15 protein-coding genes are annotated in these 15,363 nt (G+C 67.1%); all 15 read right to left on the bottom strand.

The window, feature by feature from the left end; all coding sequences use genetic code 11:
- Nucleotides 1–75 precede the first annotated feature (75 nt).
- Nucleotides 76–1,023 carry an RluA family pseudouridine synthase gene (locus IWX65_RS09760; protein ID WP_196882468.1) on the bottom strand — a complete coding sequence of 316 codons (948 nt, stop codon included), beginning with the start codon at nucleotides 1,021–1,023 and terminating at the stop codon, nucleotides 76–78.
- Entirely contained in the window at nucleotides 1,013–1,618 is a 606-nt protein-coding gene (lspA, locus tag IWX65_RS09755; RefSeq protein WP_196882466.1) for a signal peptidase II, read from the bottom strand. Before lspA ends, IWX65_RS09760 begins: the two co-directional genes overlap by 11 nt.
- 48 nt (nucleotides 1,619–1,666) lie before the next feature.
- On the bottom strand, nucleotides 1,667–2,320 hold the full coding sequence (locus tag IWX65_RS09750; RefSeq protein ID WP_196882464.1) for a DivIVA domain-containing protein: 654 nt from the start codon (nucleotides 2,318–2,320) through the stop codon (nucleotides 1,667–1,669).
- Between the two features lie 144 nt (nucleotides 2,321–2,464).
- The gene (locus tag IWX65_RS09745; RefSeq protein WP_196882462.1) at nucleotides 2,465–2,755 is read right to left on the bottom strand and encodes a YggT family protein; all 291 of its coding nucleotides are present in this window, start codon (nucleotides 2,753–2,755) and stop codon (nucleotides 2,465–2,467) included.
- Between the two features lie 60 nt (nucleotides 2,756–2,815).
- On the bottom strand, nucleotides 2,816–3,334 hold the full coding sequence (locus tag IWX65_RS09740) for a cell division protein SepF (protein WP_196822553.1): 519 nt from the start codon (nucleotides 3,332–3,334) through the stop codon (nucleotides 2,816–2,818).
- A 94-nt stretch (nucleotides 3,335–3,428) separates the two neighbouring features.
- Entirely contained in the window at nucleotides 3,429–4,181 is a 753-nt protein-coding gene (locus IWX65_RS09735; RefSeq protein WP_196882461.1) for a YggS family pyridoxal phosphate-dependent enzyme, read from the bottom strand.
- Nucleotides 4,178–4,978 carry a polyphenol oxidase family protein gene (locus IWX65_RS09730; protein WP_334683786.1) on the bottom strand — a complete coding sequence of 267 codons (801 nt, stop codon included), beginning with the start codon at nucleotides 4,976–4,978 and terminating at the stop codon, nucleotides 4,178–4,180. Before IWX65_RS09730 ends, IWX65_RS09735 begins: the two co-directional genes overlap by 4 nt.
- Before the next feature lie 53 nt (nucleotides 4,979–5,031).
- A complete protein-coding gene (gene ftsZ / locus IWX65_RS09725; RefSeq protein WP_196882459.1) occupies nucleotides 5,032–6,216 on the bottom strand; it encodes a cell division protein FtsZ in 1,185 nt (394 codons plus the stop codon).
- A 222-nt stretch (nucleotides 6,217–6,438) separates the two neighbouring features.
- Entirely contained in the window at nucleotides 6,439–7,353 is a 915-nt protein-coding gene (locus IWX65_RS09720; RefSeq protein WP_196882458.1) for a cell division protein FtsQ/DivIB, read from the bottom strand.
- Nucleotides 7,343–8,776 (bottom strand): UDP-N-acetylmuramate--L-alanine ligase, encoded by a 1,434-nt coding sequence (gene murC / locus IWX65_RS09715; protein WP_196882457.1) that lies wholly within the window; start codon nucleotides 8,774–8,776, stop codon nucleotides 7,343–7,345. The genes IWX65_RS09720 and murC overlap by 11 nt, the downstream gene beginning before the upstream one ends.
- Nucleotides 8,773–9,882 (bottom strand): undecaprenyldiphospho-muramoylpentapeptide beta-N-acetylglucosaminyltransferase, encoded by a 1,110-nt coding sequence (gene murG / locus IWX65_RS09710; RefSeq protein ID WP_196882456.1) that lies wholly within the window; start codon nucleotides 9,880–9,882, stop codon nucleotides 8,773–8,775. The genes murC and murG overlap by 4 nt, the downstream gene beginning before the upstream one ends.
- Nucleotides 9,879–11,171, bottom strand: coding sequence for a putative lipid II flippase FtsW (gene ftsW, locus IWX65_RS09705; RefSeq protein ID WP_196882455.1), 1,293 nt, complete (start codon nucleotides 11,169–11,171; stop codon nucleotides 9,879–9,881). The genes murG and ftsW overlap by 4 nt, the downstream gene beginning before the upstream one ends.
- Nucleotides 11,172–12,761 carry a UDP-N-acetylmuramoyl-L-alanine--D-glutamate ligase gene (murD, locus tag IWX65_RS09700; protein WP_196882453.1) on the bottom strand — a complete coding sequence of 530 codons (1,590 nt, stop codon included), beginning with the start codon at nucleotides 12,759–12,761 and terminating at the stop codon, nucleotides 11,172–11,174.
- Nucleotides 12,746–13,846 (bottom strand): phospho-N-acetylmuramoyl-pentapeptide-transferase, encoded by a 1,101-nt coding sequence (gene mraY, locus IWX65_RS09695; RefSeq protein ID WP_196882451.1) that lies wholly within the window; start codon nucleotides 13,844–13,846, stop codon nucleotides 12,746–12,748. Before mraY ends, murD begins: the two co-directional genes overlap by 16 nt.
- On the bottom strand, nucleotides 13,843–15,360 hold the full coding sequence (locus IWX65_RS09690; RefSeq protein ID WP_196882449.1) for a UDP-N-acetylmuramoyl-tripeptide--D-alanyl-D-alanine ligase: 1,518 nt from the start codon (nucleotides 15,358–15,360) through the stop codon (nucleotides 13,843–13,845). The genes mraY and IWX65_RS09690 overlap by 4 nt, the downstream gene beginning before the upstream one ends.
- Nucleotides 15,361–15,363 lie beyond the last annotated feature (3 nt).

Here is a 15,363-nt window from a genome sequence, read left to right as displayed (position 1 = left end):
CCCCCTGTCCGGCGGAACAGGAGCGGCGCCGGGACGCGGGGTCCCGGCACGGCCACCCGATCCGGAAGGAGCGGCCTAGACGGCCCCGCTGGCCAGCGCCGAGAGGGCGTAGGCCAGATCGAGGGGATAGGGACTTTCGCACGAGACGGGCTCGCCGGTCCGGGGGTGGGCGAAACCGAGCCGGTGGGCGTGCAACCACTGCCGTGTCAGGCCGAGGTTCGCGGCCAGGCGGGGGTCGGCGCCGTAGGTGAGGTCTCCTGCACAGGGATGCCGCAGCGCAGAGAAATGCACGCGAATCTGGTGGGTCCTTCCCGTTTCGAGATGGACCTCGACCAGGCTTGCCCTACCGAACGCCTCAAGGACGGCGTAGTGCGTGACGGACGGCCGTCCGTCCTCCATCACCGCGAAGCGCCAGTCGGCGTGCGGGTGCCTGCCGATCGGGGCGTCGATGGTTCCGACGAGCGGATCGGGCAGACCCTGCACCACCGCGTGATACACCTTCTCGACCGTTCGTTCCTTGAACGCCCGCTTCAGTGCGGTGTAGGCCGGCTCCGTCTTCGCGACGACCATGGCGCCGGAAGTTCCGACGTCGAGCCGGTGGACGATCCCGGCGCGTTCCGGCGCACCCGACGTCGAGATGCGGTACCCCTCGGCGGCCAGCGCACCGACCACCGTCGGCCCGACCCAGCCCGGGGATGGATGTGCAGCGACACCCACCGGCTTGTCGATCACCACGAAGTCATCATCATCGAGCAGGATAGCCAGGCCCTCTACGGTCTGGGGGACAATGCGATGCGGATCCACCGCTTCAGGCAGGACCACGCACAGTTCGTGTCCGGCCAGCACCCGGTCCGCCTTGGCCAGCTTCGCGCCGCCCCGGGTGACCCTGCCCTCCCTGCACCAGGCGGCGGCAACGGACCGGGAGACGTCGGCAACCAGTGAGAGCGCGGCGTCGGCGCGCGCACCGCCGAGTTCCTCCGGCACGGTGAAGACGCTCTTGCTGCCGGGCGTCTCAGCGTTCATGAGACTCCCCTGCGCCCGGCGTCCCTTCGGTTCCTGTTTCGTCGCCGGCGCGAGAGCCGTCCAGATTGATGCCGCGGAGGGTGAGCAGGCAGATCAGCACCACTCCGCTGACAACGGCGGAATCCGCGATGTTGAAGATCGCGAAGTTCGGCAAAGCGATGAAATCGACCACATGGCCCTGCGCGAAAGACGGTTCCCGCACCAGGCGGTCCGTCAGGTTGCCCAGCGCGCCGCCGAGGACAAGTCCAAGGGCCGCGGCCCAGCCCCTCGAGGCGATCTTGGGGACCTGGGTGATGATGGCGATCGATACCAGGACCATCACGATCGTGAACACCCAGGTGATCTCGGTGCCGATGGAGAAGGCCGCCCCGGGGTTCCGGATGAAGTGCCAGTTCAGCAGCGGCGGGAGAACCGGAGTGATCTGCCCCTCGGTCATGGTGCCGACCACCCAGAGCTTGGTGAGCTGGTCGAAGACGTAGGCAACGGCGGCGCAGAGGACGACTACGAGGCGGTACATCGCCCGGCCGCCCCCGCGCCTCCTGCTGCCGGCAGCCTTCTCGGGCTGACCGGCATCAGGGATTCCATTATCGGTCATGGTGCACTCTTGCCCGGGGCGTGGCCCCGTACCGCAGGGCGGAGCTGCCTAGGATTCTGCAACTTCGGTGGATGCGGTAGCAACTGAACCACGCGAATCAAGATCCTGCAGCTGCCCCTCGATGTACGCCTTGAGCCGCGAGCGGTAGTCGCGTTCGAACTCGCGGAGCTGCTCGACCTTCTCCTCGAGGACTGTCTTCTGCTCCTCGAGCGCGCCGAGCGTCAGGCGGCTCTTCTCCTCGGCGTCACTTACCAGGCCTGTGGCTTCGCTCTGCGCTTCGGCGATGATCTTGTCGCGCTGTTCGACGCCGGCGTTGACGTATTCGTCGTGCAGCCGCTCCGCCATCGCCAGGACGCCTGCAGCGGATGCCGCGGAGGAGATGCCCGTTTGTGCCGGTATGGCGGCGGGATCCGATGCTGAATTCTGGACCTCGGGCTCGGGCGCGACCTCGGCTCCGACCTCGCCGGAAGCCTCTCCCGCTCCGGTGCCTGCCGCAACCGGTGCCGGCACCGAGGTGGGCTGCTGTGCGGCGGGAGGCGCTCCGTTCACCTGGAGCCGCAGCTCCTCGTTCTCCTGGTTGAGACGGCGCAGTTCCACGACGATCTCGTCGAGGAAATCGTCGACCTCGTCCTGATCGTAGCCTTCACGGAATTTAGTGGGTTGGAACCTTTTGTTCACAACGTCTTCTGGCGTCAAGGCCATCTGGTCACCTCGTGGGAGTTATCAGGAAGGCCGGCACTCAACACGGCCTTGCCTTCGGTACCGGAAATCGTGGACATGGAACGGCGGCTTTCCATCAAGCCGGAATTCAGCGTATATCTTTTGGAAGCCAAGTTCCTAAACTGCTCAGACTGCCAGGTTGGCCGACACGCCCATCAGGATAACGACGGCGATGAAGAGGACGAGGAAGGCCAGGTCCAGTGAGACGCCACCCAGGCGAAGCGGCGGGATCAGGCGCCGTAGCGCCCGGATGGGTGGATCGGTGACGGTGTAGACGCCCGTCGCCAGGACAAGCGCCCACTTCTTGGGGCGCCAGTCGCGGGCGAACATCTGCACGGCGTCGTACACGATGCGGATGATGAGCGCGAGTTGAAACAACATCAACACGAGGTAGACGAGGGAAAATACCAAACTCACAGAGAAGTTCCAGTCCTTTGGGCCTTACAGGGGTGCGGCAAGTCCGGGAAGCCCGCGGACTCAGCTCTGGTTGAAGAAGCTGGTCTGCGCCTCACTGGCTTTCTGGTCCTCGCCAAGGACTTCAATATACGACGGCGACAGCAGGAACACCTTATTGGTGACCCTTTCGATGCTCCCGTGGAGACCGAAAACCAGGCCGGCGGAGAAATCGACGAGACGCTTGGCGTCGGACTCACCCATGTCCGTGACGTTCATGATGACCGGAATGCCGTCGCGGAAGCTCTCACCGATGAGCTTCGCGTCGTTGTAGGACCGTGGATGAACTGTGGTGATCTGGCGCAGGGACGAGGAATCCTCCCGAGAGGAATGCGCACGCTTGATGGGGGTCACCGGGGCGCGGTACTCGTCGACGGATACGCTTCGCGCTGCCGGAGCCGCCTCGAGGTGGCGTTCTTCGCGGTCGTAGTCCACTGCGTACTCCTCGTTCCTGCTGTGTGCGCTTCGCGGCTCGGGGTCATAGTGCTCGTCACCATCGGCAAGCCCAAGGTAGATCATTGTCTTGCGCAGTGCGCCAGCCATGGTAACTCCTGTCATCTAAGAAAGTGGAACGTCTGGTCGTTCCCGTGGCATCGCTGGTGTCGACCCCGGTATCCCCGGCGTTATAGCTCAGACGCTACCGCAATGGAGGTCGCGGACCGAGCACATCAGAGCCGATCCTGAGGTGTGTCGCACCAGCGGCGATCGCTGCTTCGAGGTCGGCGCTCATGCCGGCCGATATGCCCGTCGCGCGGGAATCCACGGATCGTATGGTGGCAGCGAGGTCCCCCAATCGGTGGAAAGCCGCCAGTGGATCGGCTCCCCGAGGGGCGACCGCCATGACGCCGGCGAGGGCCAGGTTCGGAGCCCCGGCGATCCGGACCGCAAGGTCCTCGACCTGTGCAGGCGGTGCCCCGCCCCGGGTGTCGGCGGCGTCGTCGTCGAGATTGACCTGGACGAAACAGGAAAGTGGTTCCAGGGGCAGCTCCCCCCGCTGGTCGCGGTGCTCGTTCTCCGCCGCCCGTGCCTTGGCGAGCGCGCTCACCAGGGCCACACGGTCCACTGAATGGACGGCGTCGGCGTACCGGACCACCGATTTCGCCTTGTTCGTCTGCAGCTGGCCGATGAAGTGCCAGCGCAGGACGCAGTCGGCGGTTTCGTCCGCTTTGGCAGCTGCTTCCTGGTCCCGGTTCTCTCCGACGTTCCGGACATCGAGGCCGGCAAGGATCCGAACGTCGGACGCCGGAAAGAATTTGGTGACGACGATCAGGGTCGGCTCCGGGCGTGCTGCCTCGGCCGACGCTGCAGCTATCCGGCGCCGAACTGCCGCCAGTCGGTCACGCAGTTCAGCCGGCCTGCCACCGGAAGGCGCACCCGGGGCATCAGTCATGTCCGCCACACAAGCCCGGCGATCCGTCCCGCGCCCGGCTCACGCCGGTGCGAGAAGAGCCGGGGGTTCTCAAGGGTGCAGCGGGAATCCGACGGAACCAGCGCCGCCGCGTCCGCCGGTACAGCCTCCGACCCGCCATCGGACAGGACCACGTCCGCACGTACGGCGCCGGATACGACCTCGACGCCGAGCCCATCGAGCTGGCTCGTAACCGCCGCTGGAAGGTCGAGGGACGGGCTGCCGGAACGGGTGCTGGCCCTGGCGGCAGGCACCACAGCCGAGAATTCATCCCTCATCGACGTCGGAACCTCGTAGCACTTCCCGCAGACGGACGGCCCGATCCATGCTTCGAGATCCGTCGCCCCCTCCTCCCGCAGGCGCACCACGGTCCCACCGACTATTCCGTCGAGGATTCCCTGCCGGCCTGCATGCACCACCGCTGTCGCGCGGCTTTGCCTGTCAGCCAGCACGATCGGCACACAATCGGCGACCAGAACGGCCAGGGGAACCGAGCCGTCCGCGGAAACCATCGCGTCAGCGTGGACAGCAGCATTCGCAGGAGCTCCGGCGCCGGAACCCCCGGAGGGCGTAACGACGGCGCCTGACCCAACCGCTCCAGTGCCTGCAAACGGTTCGACGTCGGCGACAACACTGGAGTGGGTCTGGTTCATGAAGCGCAGGTGCCCGGGAAACACCTCCAGCGAAGCCTCGAGGGCGCGGCGGTTGCGCGCGGTCGCCTCCGGATCATCCCCCACCGAGAAGGCAAGGTTGCCCGCGGCCGCACTGGTGAAAGCCACGTGCAACCCCGGGCGCACCTGCTGCCGCCAGAAAAACACAGCGCCGGATGTCCCTATTTGAGGAAGTCTGGCACGTCGAGGTCATCGGAGCGGCCCGAGGACAGGTCCTGCTCCACGACGGCGGGCAGGTCGACGTCGAACCCTGCATCGGCCGGAACAGTCTGACCGCCCGAACGCTGCTGCGACCAGGCACCGAGCCCGGCGGAAGCGGGAGCAGCCGCGCGGCGGTTCTCCCCGACCGTGGGGGCCGAAGCCGGCTTGAGCGCAGGAGTAGCGGGCTGCGACGTGACGTCCACCTGGTCGAAACCGGCGGCAATCACGGTCACGCGGGCCTCATCTCCCAGCGCGTCGTCGATCACGGCACCGAAGATGATGTTCGCTTCCGGGTGGGCAACCTCCTGGACCAGCCGGGCTGCCTCGTTGATCTCGAAGAGGCCGAGGTCGGAACCACCCTGGATGGACAGCAGCACTCCGTGCGCGCCGTCGATCGAGGCCTCGAGCAACGGGGACGCGATGGCGAGCTCAGCGGCCTTGACCGCGCGGTCCTCGCCCCGGGCCGAGCCGATCCCCATGAGGGCCGAACCGGCGCCCTGCATGACGGACTTCACGTCCGCGAAGTCGAGGTTGATCAGGCCGGGCGTGGTGATGAGGTCGGTGATTCCCTGGACGCCGGAGAGCAGCACCTGGTCAGCGGACCGGAAGGCATCGAGCATCGACACGTTGCGGTCGCTGATCGAGAGCAATCGGTCGTTCGGAATCACAATGAGCGTATCGACCTCCTCGCGGAGGGTGTCGATGCCGGACTCAGCCTGGTTGGACCGGCGGCGGCCCTCGAAGGTGAAGGGCCGGGTGACCACGCCGATGGTCAGCGCACCCAGCGACCGCGCGATACGGGCCACGACGGGCGCACCGCCCGTACCGGTCCCTCCTCCCTCACCGGCGGTGACGAAGACCATATCCGCACCCCGGAGCACTTCCTCGATCTCCTCCGAATGGTCCTCCGCTGCGCGCCGTCCCACCTCGGGGTCGGCGCCTGCGCCCAGGCCACGGGTCAGTTCACGGCCGACGTCGAGCTTGACGTCGGCATCGCTCATCAACAGCGCCTGCGCGTCGGTGTTGATCGCGATGAACTCCACCCCGCGGAGACCCACCTCGATCATCCGGTTGATGGCGTTCACGCCACCACCGCCGATGCCGACGACCTTGATGACGGCCAAGTAATTCTGCGGTGCTGCCACGTCCTGTGTCCCTTGTTCGAATCTTTACGCTGTATGGGGGTTCGTCCGGCCGGAACCGAACCTCGTTCAACGTTAACCTTCAGGATGAAAGTTAACGTTATGTCAAGTAACTTCTATCTTGACGCTATGGGCACGGGGCCGCTGTTGCAATGACATCGGCCGCGTGTCGCACCAATTGCTGCAATCAATCAGGCCGGCCTACTGCGCTGCCGCGTTACCGCGTTACCGCGTTACCGGCCTATCATGTGTGCTGACGTCGAACTCCTTCACGGGCGGATCCCCCGGCGGCATCGCAAGAAGAGCGCTCAGCACCCTTGCCTTGGCGGCGTTCCGCTCGGCGCTGCCCCAGAAAATCTTTTGATCCCCCGCCAGCGATAGCTGGATGGAGTCCGGACTCGACGCCGAGGCGCTGTTCAGCCGCCCGAGGACATCCGCCGGAAGTTCCGCCAGCACCGCGGTGATGGAGGGGAAAACCGCGGAATCGATTGCCGCGGTTCCGCCGTCGATGAGCGGAAGCTGTACCGCGTCCCGAGCCGCCACAGTGCCCAGCCGCCGGCCCGAGGAATCGACGAGGACGAATCCACTGGTGTCCTGCACGATGGCCACGGGAGTCCGCTCGGTGATGGTCACCAGCAGCGTCGACGGTGGCTCCGCCGCGACGTCGATGTCCTCGATGGGCGCCTTGTCCTTCAGGAGATCCCGAACCTGGTCGTCGGAGATCTGCGGCAGGGGCACACCCCGAAGGGGAGCAAGCGCCGCAGTGACCTCATCCGTCGGAACCAGCGAGTTTCCCTGCACCTCGAGTTGCCTCAGCGCAAGCGCCGGGGAGAACACGAGGTAGGCGACCAGGCCCGCAAGAGCCAGCACAAGGAGTGGGACGAAGATCACCGCGTAACGGCGGCGCCGCCTGCGGGGCGGTTCGGGAAACTCGAGGACAGTGGCGGAGGGGGCCGAGGTGGAGGCAGCCGTGCGGGAGGGGGCCGTGCGAGAGGGGGCCGTGCGAGAGGGGGCCGTGCCGGAGGGGACGGCGACCGCGGGGCCGTCGTCGAGCATGGCAACCCGGCTCGAGTTCGCACGGGATCCCGTGCCGGGCGCCGCGCTGCTGCCGGCAGGAGTGGGGGGCTTCCTAGGAGACATCAACCGCTCCGTCCGGCGCGGTCTCGCCGGCGCGAAGTCGCTCGACGAGCTGCAAACCATACATGGTGACGTCCCCGGCGCCGACCGTCAGGATGATGTCCCCCTCGGTGGCGCGCGCCACCAGCGCCTCGAGGGCAGCGGCCGGATTTTCCTCATAGGTGCCGGCGGGTCCCATCCGGTCCGCGATGAGCCAGCCCCCCACGCCCGGCACCGCGTCCTCCCGGGCGGCGTAGACCGGAAGAATGGCAGTGGAATCGGCAATGCCGAGCGCATCGGCGAAACCCTGCGCGAATTCACTGGTCCTCGAATAGAGGTGGGGCTGGAACAGGACGTGGACGGCGTGCTCCCCGGCAACGGTGCGCGCCGCGGTCAGTGCTGCTGCAACCTCGGTGGGATGGTGCGCGTAGTCGTCGAACACGCGCACTCCCCGTCCGACGCCCCGTGCCTCGAAGCGGCGTGCTGCGCCCGAGAAGAGGGCGAGATGCGCAGCCGCGACGGCAGGATCCACGCCGAGTTCCAGTGCCACGGCGAAAGCAGCAGCTGCATTGAGGATGTTGTGTCGCCCTGGAACACCGAGTTGGAGATCCTGCCGGGCGTCGAGTCCGTCCACCACGAAGGACAGGACGCTGTTCGACGTGCTGCCGAGGGCGCGCGTCGCCTCGATGCGGATGTCCGCTTCCGCCGCGTAGCCATAGGTGCGCACGCGTCTGCCCGGACCGGTTCCTGTGACGAGCTGTGCCGCTCCGGGGTCATCAGCGCATGCGACGAGCAGCCCAATTTCGGGGACCAGCTCCGCGAACCGGCGGAACACTGCCGTCACCGCGTCCGCCGTGCCGTAGTGGTCGAGGTGGTCCGCCTCGACATTCGTGACCACGGCGATGGACGGCGCGTAGTTGAGGAATGAGCCGTCGGACTCGTCCGCCTCTGCCACGAAGATGTCCCCTCCGGTCCACTGTGCATTGACGCCGAGCGCCGCGACGTCGCCGCCGATCGCGAACGACGGCGCAAGTCCGGCGCCCTGGAGCATCACGGTGATCATCGCCGTCGTCGTCGTCTTGCCGTGCGTGCCGGCTACGGCGACCAACTGCCGGCCCGCCGTGGCCGCGGCGAGGGCCTCTGACCGGTGAAGAACCGGGATTCCGCGCCGCTTCGCTTCGACCAGTTCAGGGTTCCCTGCGCGGATTGCCGAAGAGATCACGACGGTGCCGGCGTTGCCGAGGTTCGCCACGGCATGGCCCACGTGGACGCCGGCACCGAGGGCGGCGAGTGCGGCAAGTGCTTTCGAGTCCGAGGCGTCCGACCCCGTGACGCATAGTCCCTGCCCGAGCAGCACCCGCGCCACGGCCGACATGCCGGCGCCGCCGAGTCCGAGGAAGTGGACCGGCTCGGCGAGGCCGCCCTGGTGTTCCGAGCCGCCATTCATGCTTTCCGCCCTGCCGTTTCGATCACGAGCGCCGCGACGCGCTGGTCGGCGTCGCGCACTCCCTGCCCGGCAGCCGCGGCGCCCATGGCGTCGAGGGCGGCGGAATCGGTGAGCAGGGAGGTCGCTGTGGAAGCCAGCCACTCCGGGGTGAGGTCCGAGTCCTCGACCAGCAGCGCGCCCCCGGCGGTCACGAGCGACGCGGCGTTCAGGCGCTGTTCCCCGTTGCCGTGGGACAACGGCACCAGGATCGATGGAAGGCCGACGGCAGCCAGCTCGCACACCGTCGCCGCACCGGCCCGCGCAAGCAGGAGGTCCGCTGCGGCGTACACACGTTCCATCCCGTCCACGTAGTCGAGCTGGTGGTAGCCGGGAAGCGCCAGCACATGGCCGTCGGCATCGAGGACCTGCTTCCCGCGGCCGGTGATGTGAAGCACCTGCAACCCGGCCTCCACGAGTGCGGGCGCGGCGCCGGCCACCGCACGGTTGATGCTGGCAGCCCCAGAGGATCCTCCGGTGACGATAAGGGTGGGCCGGTCCGGGTCGAGTCCGAGGCCCAGCCGCGCGTTCGCACGGTCCGTTGCCCGGTCCAGGCCGGAGATCTCCGGCCGCATCGGCATCCCGACCCATTGTGCCTTCGGCAGTTTCGCGTCCCGGAACGCGACGGCGACGGTGGTGGCGATGCGGGCACCGAGCCGATTGGCCAGCCCGGGGCGCGCATTCGCCTCATGGATGAGGACGGGGACCCGCCGGAGCCAGGCTGCCAGGTAGACGGGTGTGGCAACGTATCCGCCGACACCGACGACGACGTCGGCTCCTGCTGAATCGAGGATCCGCAGTGCCTGACGCATCGCGCGCAGCAGCCGGAACGGAAGCTTCAGGAGGTCGGAGGACGGACGCCTCGGCATCGGCACGCGGTCGATGGTTTCGAGCTGGAATCCGGCGGCCGGTACCAGCCGGGTCTCCATGCCTGATTCAGTGCCGACCACGTGGATCCGTGCGCCGGGCTCCTGTTCGGAAATGGCGTGTGCAATGGCGAGCAGCGGGCTGATGTGGCCTGCTGTGCCACCGCCCGCCAGGACGGCGGAAAGCGGTCTGCTGCGTGTCATGGCGCTGTGGGTTCTCTTTCGGAGGTGGCTGAAGATGCGTACCGGGCGGCTGCGTCGCCCGGAATCTTGGGACTCTTGCGGGCGAAGGACAGCAGCACACCGACAGCGGCCAGGGTGAAGGTCAACGCCGACCCGCCGTAGGAGATGAAGGGCAGCGGCACACCGATGACGGGCAGGAGGCCGGTGACCATGCCGATGTTCACGAAAGCCTGTCCGATCAGCCACACGAGGATCGATCCCATCAGGATGCGGACGAACGGGTCCGTGTAGCGCATGGCCACCCGGATGGTGGCAACTGCCAGGATACCGAACAGGGCGACGACGAGGGTTGCACCGATCAACCCGAACTCCTCGCCGATGATCGCGAAGATGAAGTCGTTGTGTGCCTCCGGGATCCAGTTCCATTTTTGCCGGCTCTGGCCGATGCCCACCCCGAACCACCCGCCCGATGCCATCGCGAACAACCCGTTGTCGGCCTGCAGGCAGAGATCCGCGCCGTTGTCGCAGTTCAGACGCAGCCAGGCGTTGATGCGCCCACCGCGGTTGTCGCTCGTCACCACCAGGAGCAGCACCCCGATGATCCCGGCGATGCCGGCCAGGGTGAACATCTTCAGGGGTGCTCCGGCGAAGAACAGTGCAGCCGCGAGGATCATCATGAGGATCATGCCGGTGCCGAGGTCGCCACCCATCAGCACGAGCAGGATCGGAAGCCCCCCGATGGGAAGGGCCGGGACCACCGCGTGTTTCCAGTTCCGGATCAGTGCCTTCTTCCGCTCGAGCACCGTGGCGAACCACAGGGCAAGCGCCAGCTTCGTGGGCTCCGAGGGTTGGAAGCTCTGGTTTCCGATCCGGATCCAGTTCTGGTTCCCGTTGATGTTCTCGCCGATGAGCAGGACGAGGACGAGAAGCACGATCGCCACGCCCAGCCCCGGCCACGCGAGCACGCGGTAGGCCTTCGGCCCGAGCCGGGACAGCATGAGCATCATCACCACCCCGGCGGTCGCCCAGACAGACTGTTTCAGGAACAGGGCGAACTCGTCCTCGCCGTCGGAGATTGCTTCCACCGACGACGCCGAGAGGACCATCAGCAGACCGATCGCCGTCAGTGCCAGCGCCGTGCCGAGGATTAGGTAGTAGCTGGATCCGCTGGGTGCGCGGCCCGTCCCCTCCAGGAGGGTCCATGCCCGCCGGAGCCCGCCTGCCGCTGTGATCCTTGCCGGCTCACTCCCCGCCGGAGATCCGGAAGCCCCCGGCTGGTGCCCGCCGGGCCTGGTTGGCGTGGTGACCATCTACAACTCCTCCGAGGTTTTCGCCTGCCCCTCCAGAACCGCACGCACTGCCTCCAGGAAGGCTGTGCCCCTGTGGGCGTAGGAAGAAAACTGGTCCATTGATGCGGCGGCGGGTGCCAGAAGCACTGTGTCGCCGTTCCCGGCAAGGCGTGCGGCTTCGGTGACTGCCCGGTCCATGACGGCCCGGCCGTAGGCCGGATCCGCTGCGCCGGCCGGGATCTGCCCTGTTCCAGTGTGCCGGTCGACGGCAGGAATGACCGGAACATCCGGAGCGTGTCGGCGGAGGGCCTCCCGGAGGGCGCTGACATCCTCCCCGATCAGTACGACGGCCTTCAGCCGCCGCGCATGGGTACGAACGAGGTCGTCGTACCGGACCCCCTTGGAGAGGCCGCCAGCCAGCCAGACGACGGATGAGAAGGCGGCGAGCGAAGCGGCAGCGGCGTGCGGATTGGTCGCCTTGGAATCATTGATCCACAGCACCCCCGCCTCGTTGCCTGCAACCTGGATGCGGTGCTCCCCCGGTCGATAGGCACGGATGCCCTCGCGGACTGCCGCCGGTGCCACTCCCGCTGCGCGCACGAGTGCGGCGGCTGCAAGCGCGTTGGCCACCAGATGGCGTGGAACCACTTCGCCGAGTTCCCGCACCGAGGCCAGTTCGGCTGCGGAGTCCTTCCGCTGCTCGATGAACGCCCGGTCGACCAGCAGGTCCTCCACCACGCCCATCATGCTGACCGCGGGGGTGCCGGTGGTGAAACCGATGGCGCGGCAGCCCTCCTGGACCTCGGCGTTCTCCACCATCAGTTCCGTCTCGCGCTGGTCGACGTTGTAGATGCAGGCCACTCTCGTCCGCTCATACACTTTCGCCTTCGCCACCGCATAGGCGTCGTAGCCGCCGTGCCAGTCCACATGGTCCTCGGCGATATTGAGGCAGACACTCGCAAGCGGTGCCAGCGAGTCCGACCAGTGGAGCTGGAAACTCGAGAGCTCCACGGCGAGGAAATCGAAGCCCTGCGGGTCCCGGATCACGTCGAGGATCGGCGTCCCCACGTTACCGGCGGCCACGGCCCGCTTGCCCGCGGCGAGCAGCATCGACTCGGTCAGTCCCACCGTGGTCGTCTTGCCGTTGGTCCCGGTGATGGTGAGCCACTCCGCCGTCGGGCGCCCCTGCCGGATCCGCACGCGCCAGGCCAGCTCGACGTCGCCCCAGATCGGAATGCCACGGCGTGCGGCATCGGCGAGCAACGGCTGGGCCGGGCTCCAGCCGGGCGAGGTGACGACGACGTCGGGCTTCTCGCCGTCGACCAGCGGCACGGTGAGGGCGTGCCCACTGCCCAGGAGGACAGCTCCGGCACCGACGATACGGAGTGTGTCGGCCTTCGCCCGGTTCTCGGGAGAATCGAGGCCGTCGACCACGACGACGTCGACGCCGAGCTCAAGAAGGGTATCGGCGGCCGAGAATCCCGAGGCTCCGATGCCGGCGACCACGGCTCGCAGGCCGCGCCAGGGAGAATCCCAGGTGGTGAGTTTGCCGAGCCTGTCTGCCGGCGCCGATTCGTCCGGGGACGGTGTACTGGTCAACCCACAACCCATTCTGCGTAGAAGATACCGAGGGCCACCGCGACGAAGAGACCGGCGAGGATCCAGAATCGCACCACGACGGTCACCTCCAGCCAGCCCTTGAGTTCGAAGTGATGCTGGAGCGGCGCCATGAGGAAGACCCGCTTTCCTCCGGTGAGTTTGAAATAGCCCACCTGGATGATCACGGAGAGCGTGATGACCACGAACAGGCCGGCCAGGATGACCAGCAGCAGTTCGGTCCGCGAGAGGATCGCGAAGCCGGCGATCGCTCCGCCGAGCGCGAGGGACCCGGTGTCACCCATGAAGATCTTTGCCGGCGAGGTGTTCCACCACAGGAAGCCCACGAGCGCCCCGCAGAGGGAAGCCGCAAGGAGGGCGAGGTCCAGCGGATCCCGCACCGAGTAGCAGACGTCGCCGACCACGCGGGAGGAGCCGCAGCTCTGGTTGGACTGCCAGATTCCCATCAGCATGTAGGCGCCGAAGACCAGGATCGAAGCTCCTGCCGCAAGGCCGTCCAGACCGTCCGTGAGGTTGACGCCGTTCGAGGTTCCCGTGATGATGAGGTTCGCCCACAGCACGAACAGGATCGCTCCGCCCACGGTGCCGGCGAAGGCGAAGTCGAAGGACGTATCCCGGATGAACGAGACAGCGGTGGAGCCGGGTGTGCGGCCCTCTTCGTTGGGGAACTGAAGGGCCAGGACGCCGAAGAGAACCCCCACAGTGGTTTGTCCCACGATCTTCGCGGGAGCGCTCAGCCCGAGGCTCCGCTGTTTCGAGATCTTGATGTAGTCGTCGAAGAATCCGACGAGTCCCATGCCCGCTATGAGCAGCAGGAGGAGGAGCCCGGAGGCGGTGGGCCCATTCGAGCCACCGACCATCCCCATGACGAGGTGCGTCAGGAAATAGGCAACGAGCACTGCGCCGACGATGACCGCACCGCCCATGGTGGGAGTACCGCGCTTGGTGTGGTGGGCGGTGGGGCCGTCGTCGCGGATGAACTGTCCGTAGCCCCTGCTGACGAGGAGCCGAATGAAGAGGGGCGTCCCGAGGAATCCGATGACGAGGGCGGTGGCCGCTCCGATCAGTATCGCGATCACGGCCGGGTCCCGCTTTCAGACTGGACACTGTCGGCACTGTCGGCACTGTCGGCGGTGGCTTGGCCGGCAGGCACGCCGCTGGACGCGGTGAAACTGTCGCCGAGGAAACGCAGTCCGGCGCCGTTCGAGGATTTGAACAGCACGATGTCCCCTGGCGCAACTTCCGCCCGGAGAATCTCGCCTGCCGCGGCGGCGTCGGTCACATGGACGGCTTCCTCACCCCAGGAGCCTTCGAGCACTGCGCCGTTGAAGAGCGCGCGGGCGTTGTCCCCCACCACGACCAGTTTGGAGATGTTCAGCCGGACCACCACGCGTCCCAGGAGGTCGTGTTCCTCGATGGACCGCTCGCCCAGTTCGAGCATCTCGCCCAACACAGCCCAGGTACGCCGCCGGCCGGCGCCGAGTTCGGCCAGGGTGCGTAGTGCGGCCCGCATGGATTCGGGGTTGGCATTGTAGGCATCGTTGATGATGGTGACGCCGTCGTCGCGCTCGGTGCGTTCCATCCGCCACCGGCTCGCCGCCTGCTGGGTGCGGAGGGCCGCCGCGATACGCTCGCCCGGCACTCCGACGGCCCAGCCCACTGCGGCCGCGGCAAGCAGGTTCGTCACCTGGTGGAGGCCCAGCAGGGGTGAGATCACCCGGTGTGTCCCACCGTCGGGCAGGGCGAGTGTGAAGTCGGGGTGACCCTCGGCGGTAGTGGTGCTGTCGCGTGCGGTCAGGACCGTGCCGTCGTCGGTCGGAAAGTCGGTGGACGACGTGAAGTAGAGCTTATCGGCGGCCGTGCGGGTCCTCATGGCGTAGACGCGCTCGTCGTCCGCGTTGAAGACGGCGGTTGCACCGGACGGGAGCGCCTCGAAGAGTTCGCCCTTGGCTGCGGCAATATTCTCCACGCCGCCGAACTCCCCGGCGTGGGCGGACCCGACGCCGAGGACCACACCGATATCGGGCTGGACCATCTCCGCCAGGTAGCGGATGTGCCCGGGTTTCGTGGCACCCATCTCGATGATGAGATAGCGCGTGTCGAGGGCGGCTTTGAAGACCGTGAGCGGCACCCCGACCTCGCCGTTGAAGGATCCGCCCGGAGCGATGGTCGGCGCCTCGGTTCCCAGCATGCCGGCCAGGAGATCCTTCGTGGTGGTCTTGCCGGCCGACCCGGTGATGCCGATCACCGTCAGGGGACTGAAGGCCCGGATGCGGCGTACCGCTTCCGCTGCGAGGGCGCCCATGGCCAGTACCGCGTCGGGGACGATCACCGAAGGAAAGTCTGCGTCGTCACCGGTTGCCGTGACGGGCCGCTCCGCCAGGGCGAGGACGGCGCCGCGCTCAACCGCCTGCGGCACGAATCGGTGGCCGTCCGAGCTTTCGCCCGGCTTGGCGATGAAGAGGCTGCCCGCCGTGCACTCGCGGGAATCGGTAGCTGCAGAGGTGACGGTTCGGGAGGGATTTGCCTGTGCGGAGGGTGAAAGATAGCCCCCGGTGATTGCCGCGATCTCGGCTGCGCTGAATTCAATCATGAC

This window comes from Arthrobacter sp. CAN_A214, assembly GCF_015751955.1.
Classification (GTDB): domain Bacteria; phylum Actinomycetota; class Actinomycetes; order Actinomycetales; family Micrococcaceae; genus Arthrobacter_D.
This window is presented reverse-complemented; position numbering and strand designations above follow the sequence as displayed.

Coding starts and splice junctions, on each gene's coding strand:
- IWX65_RS09760 (WP_196882468.1), bottom strand. CDS start 1,023: ATGAACGCTGAGACGCCCGGCAGCAAGAGCGTCTTCACCGTGCCGGAG.
- lspA (WP_196882466.1), bottom strand. CDS start 1,618: ATGACCGATAATGGAATCCCTGATGCCGGTCAGCCCGAGAAGGCTGCC.
- IWX65_RS09750 (WP_196882464.1), bottom strand. CDS start 2,320: ATGGCCTTGACGCCAGAAGACGTTGTGAACAAAAGGTTCCAACCCACT.
- IWX65_RS09740 (WP_196822553.1), bottom strand. CDS start 3,334: ATGGCTGGCGCACTGCGCAAGACAATGATCTACCTTGGGCTTGCCGAT.
- IWX65_RS09735 (WP_196882461.1), bottom strand. CDS start 4,181: ATGACTGATGCCCCGGGTGCGCCTTCCGGTGGCAGGCCGGCTGAACTG.
- IWX65_RS09720 (WP_196882458.1), bottom strand. CDS start 7,353: ATGTCTCCTAGGAAGCCCCCCACTCCTGCCGGCAGCAGCGCGGCGCCC.
- murC (WP_196882457.1), bottom strand. CDS start 8,776: ATGAATGGCGGCTCGGAACACCAGGGCGGCCTCGCCGAGCCGGTCCAC.
- murG (WP_196882456.1), bottom strand. CDS start 9,882: ATGACACGCAGCAGACCGCTTTCCGCCGTCCTGGCGGGCGGTGGCACA.
- ftsW (WP_196882455.1), bottom strand. CDS start 11,171: ATGGTCACCACGCCAACCAGGCCCGGCGGGCACCAGCCGGGGGCTTCC.
- murD (WP_196882453.1), bottom strand. CDS start 12,761: ATGGGTTGTGGGTTGACCAGTACACCGTCCCCGGACGAATCGGCGCCG.
- IWX65_RS09690 (WP_196882449.1), bottom strand. CDS start 15,360: ATGATTGAATTCAGCGCAGCCGAGATCGCGGCAATCACCGGGGGCTAT.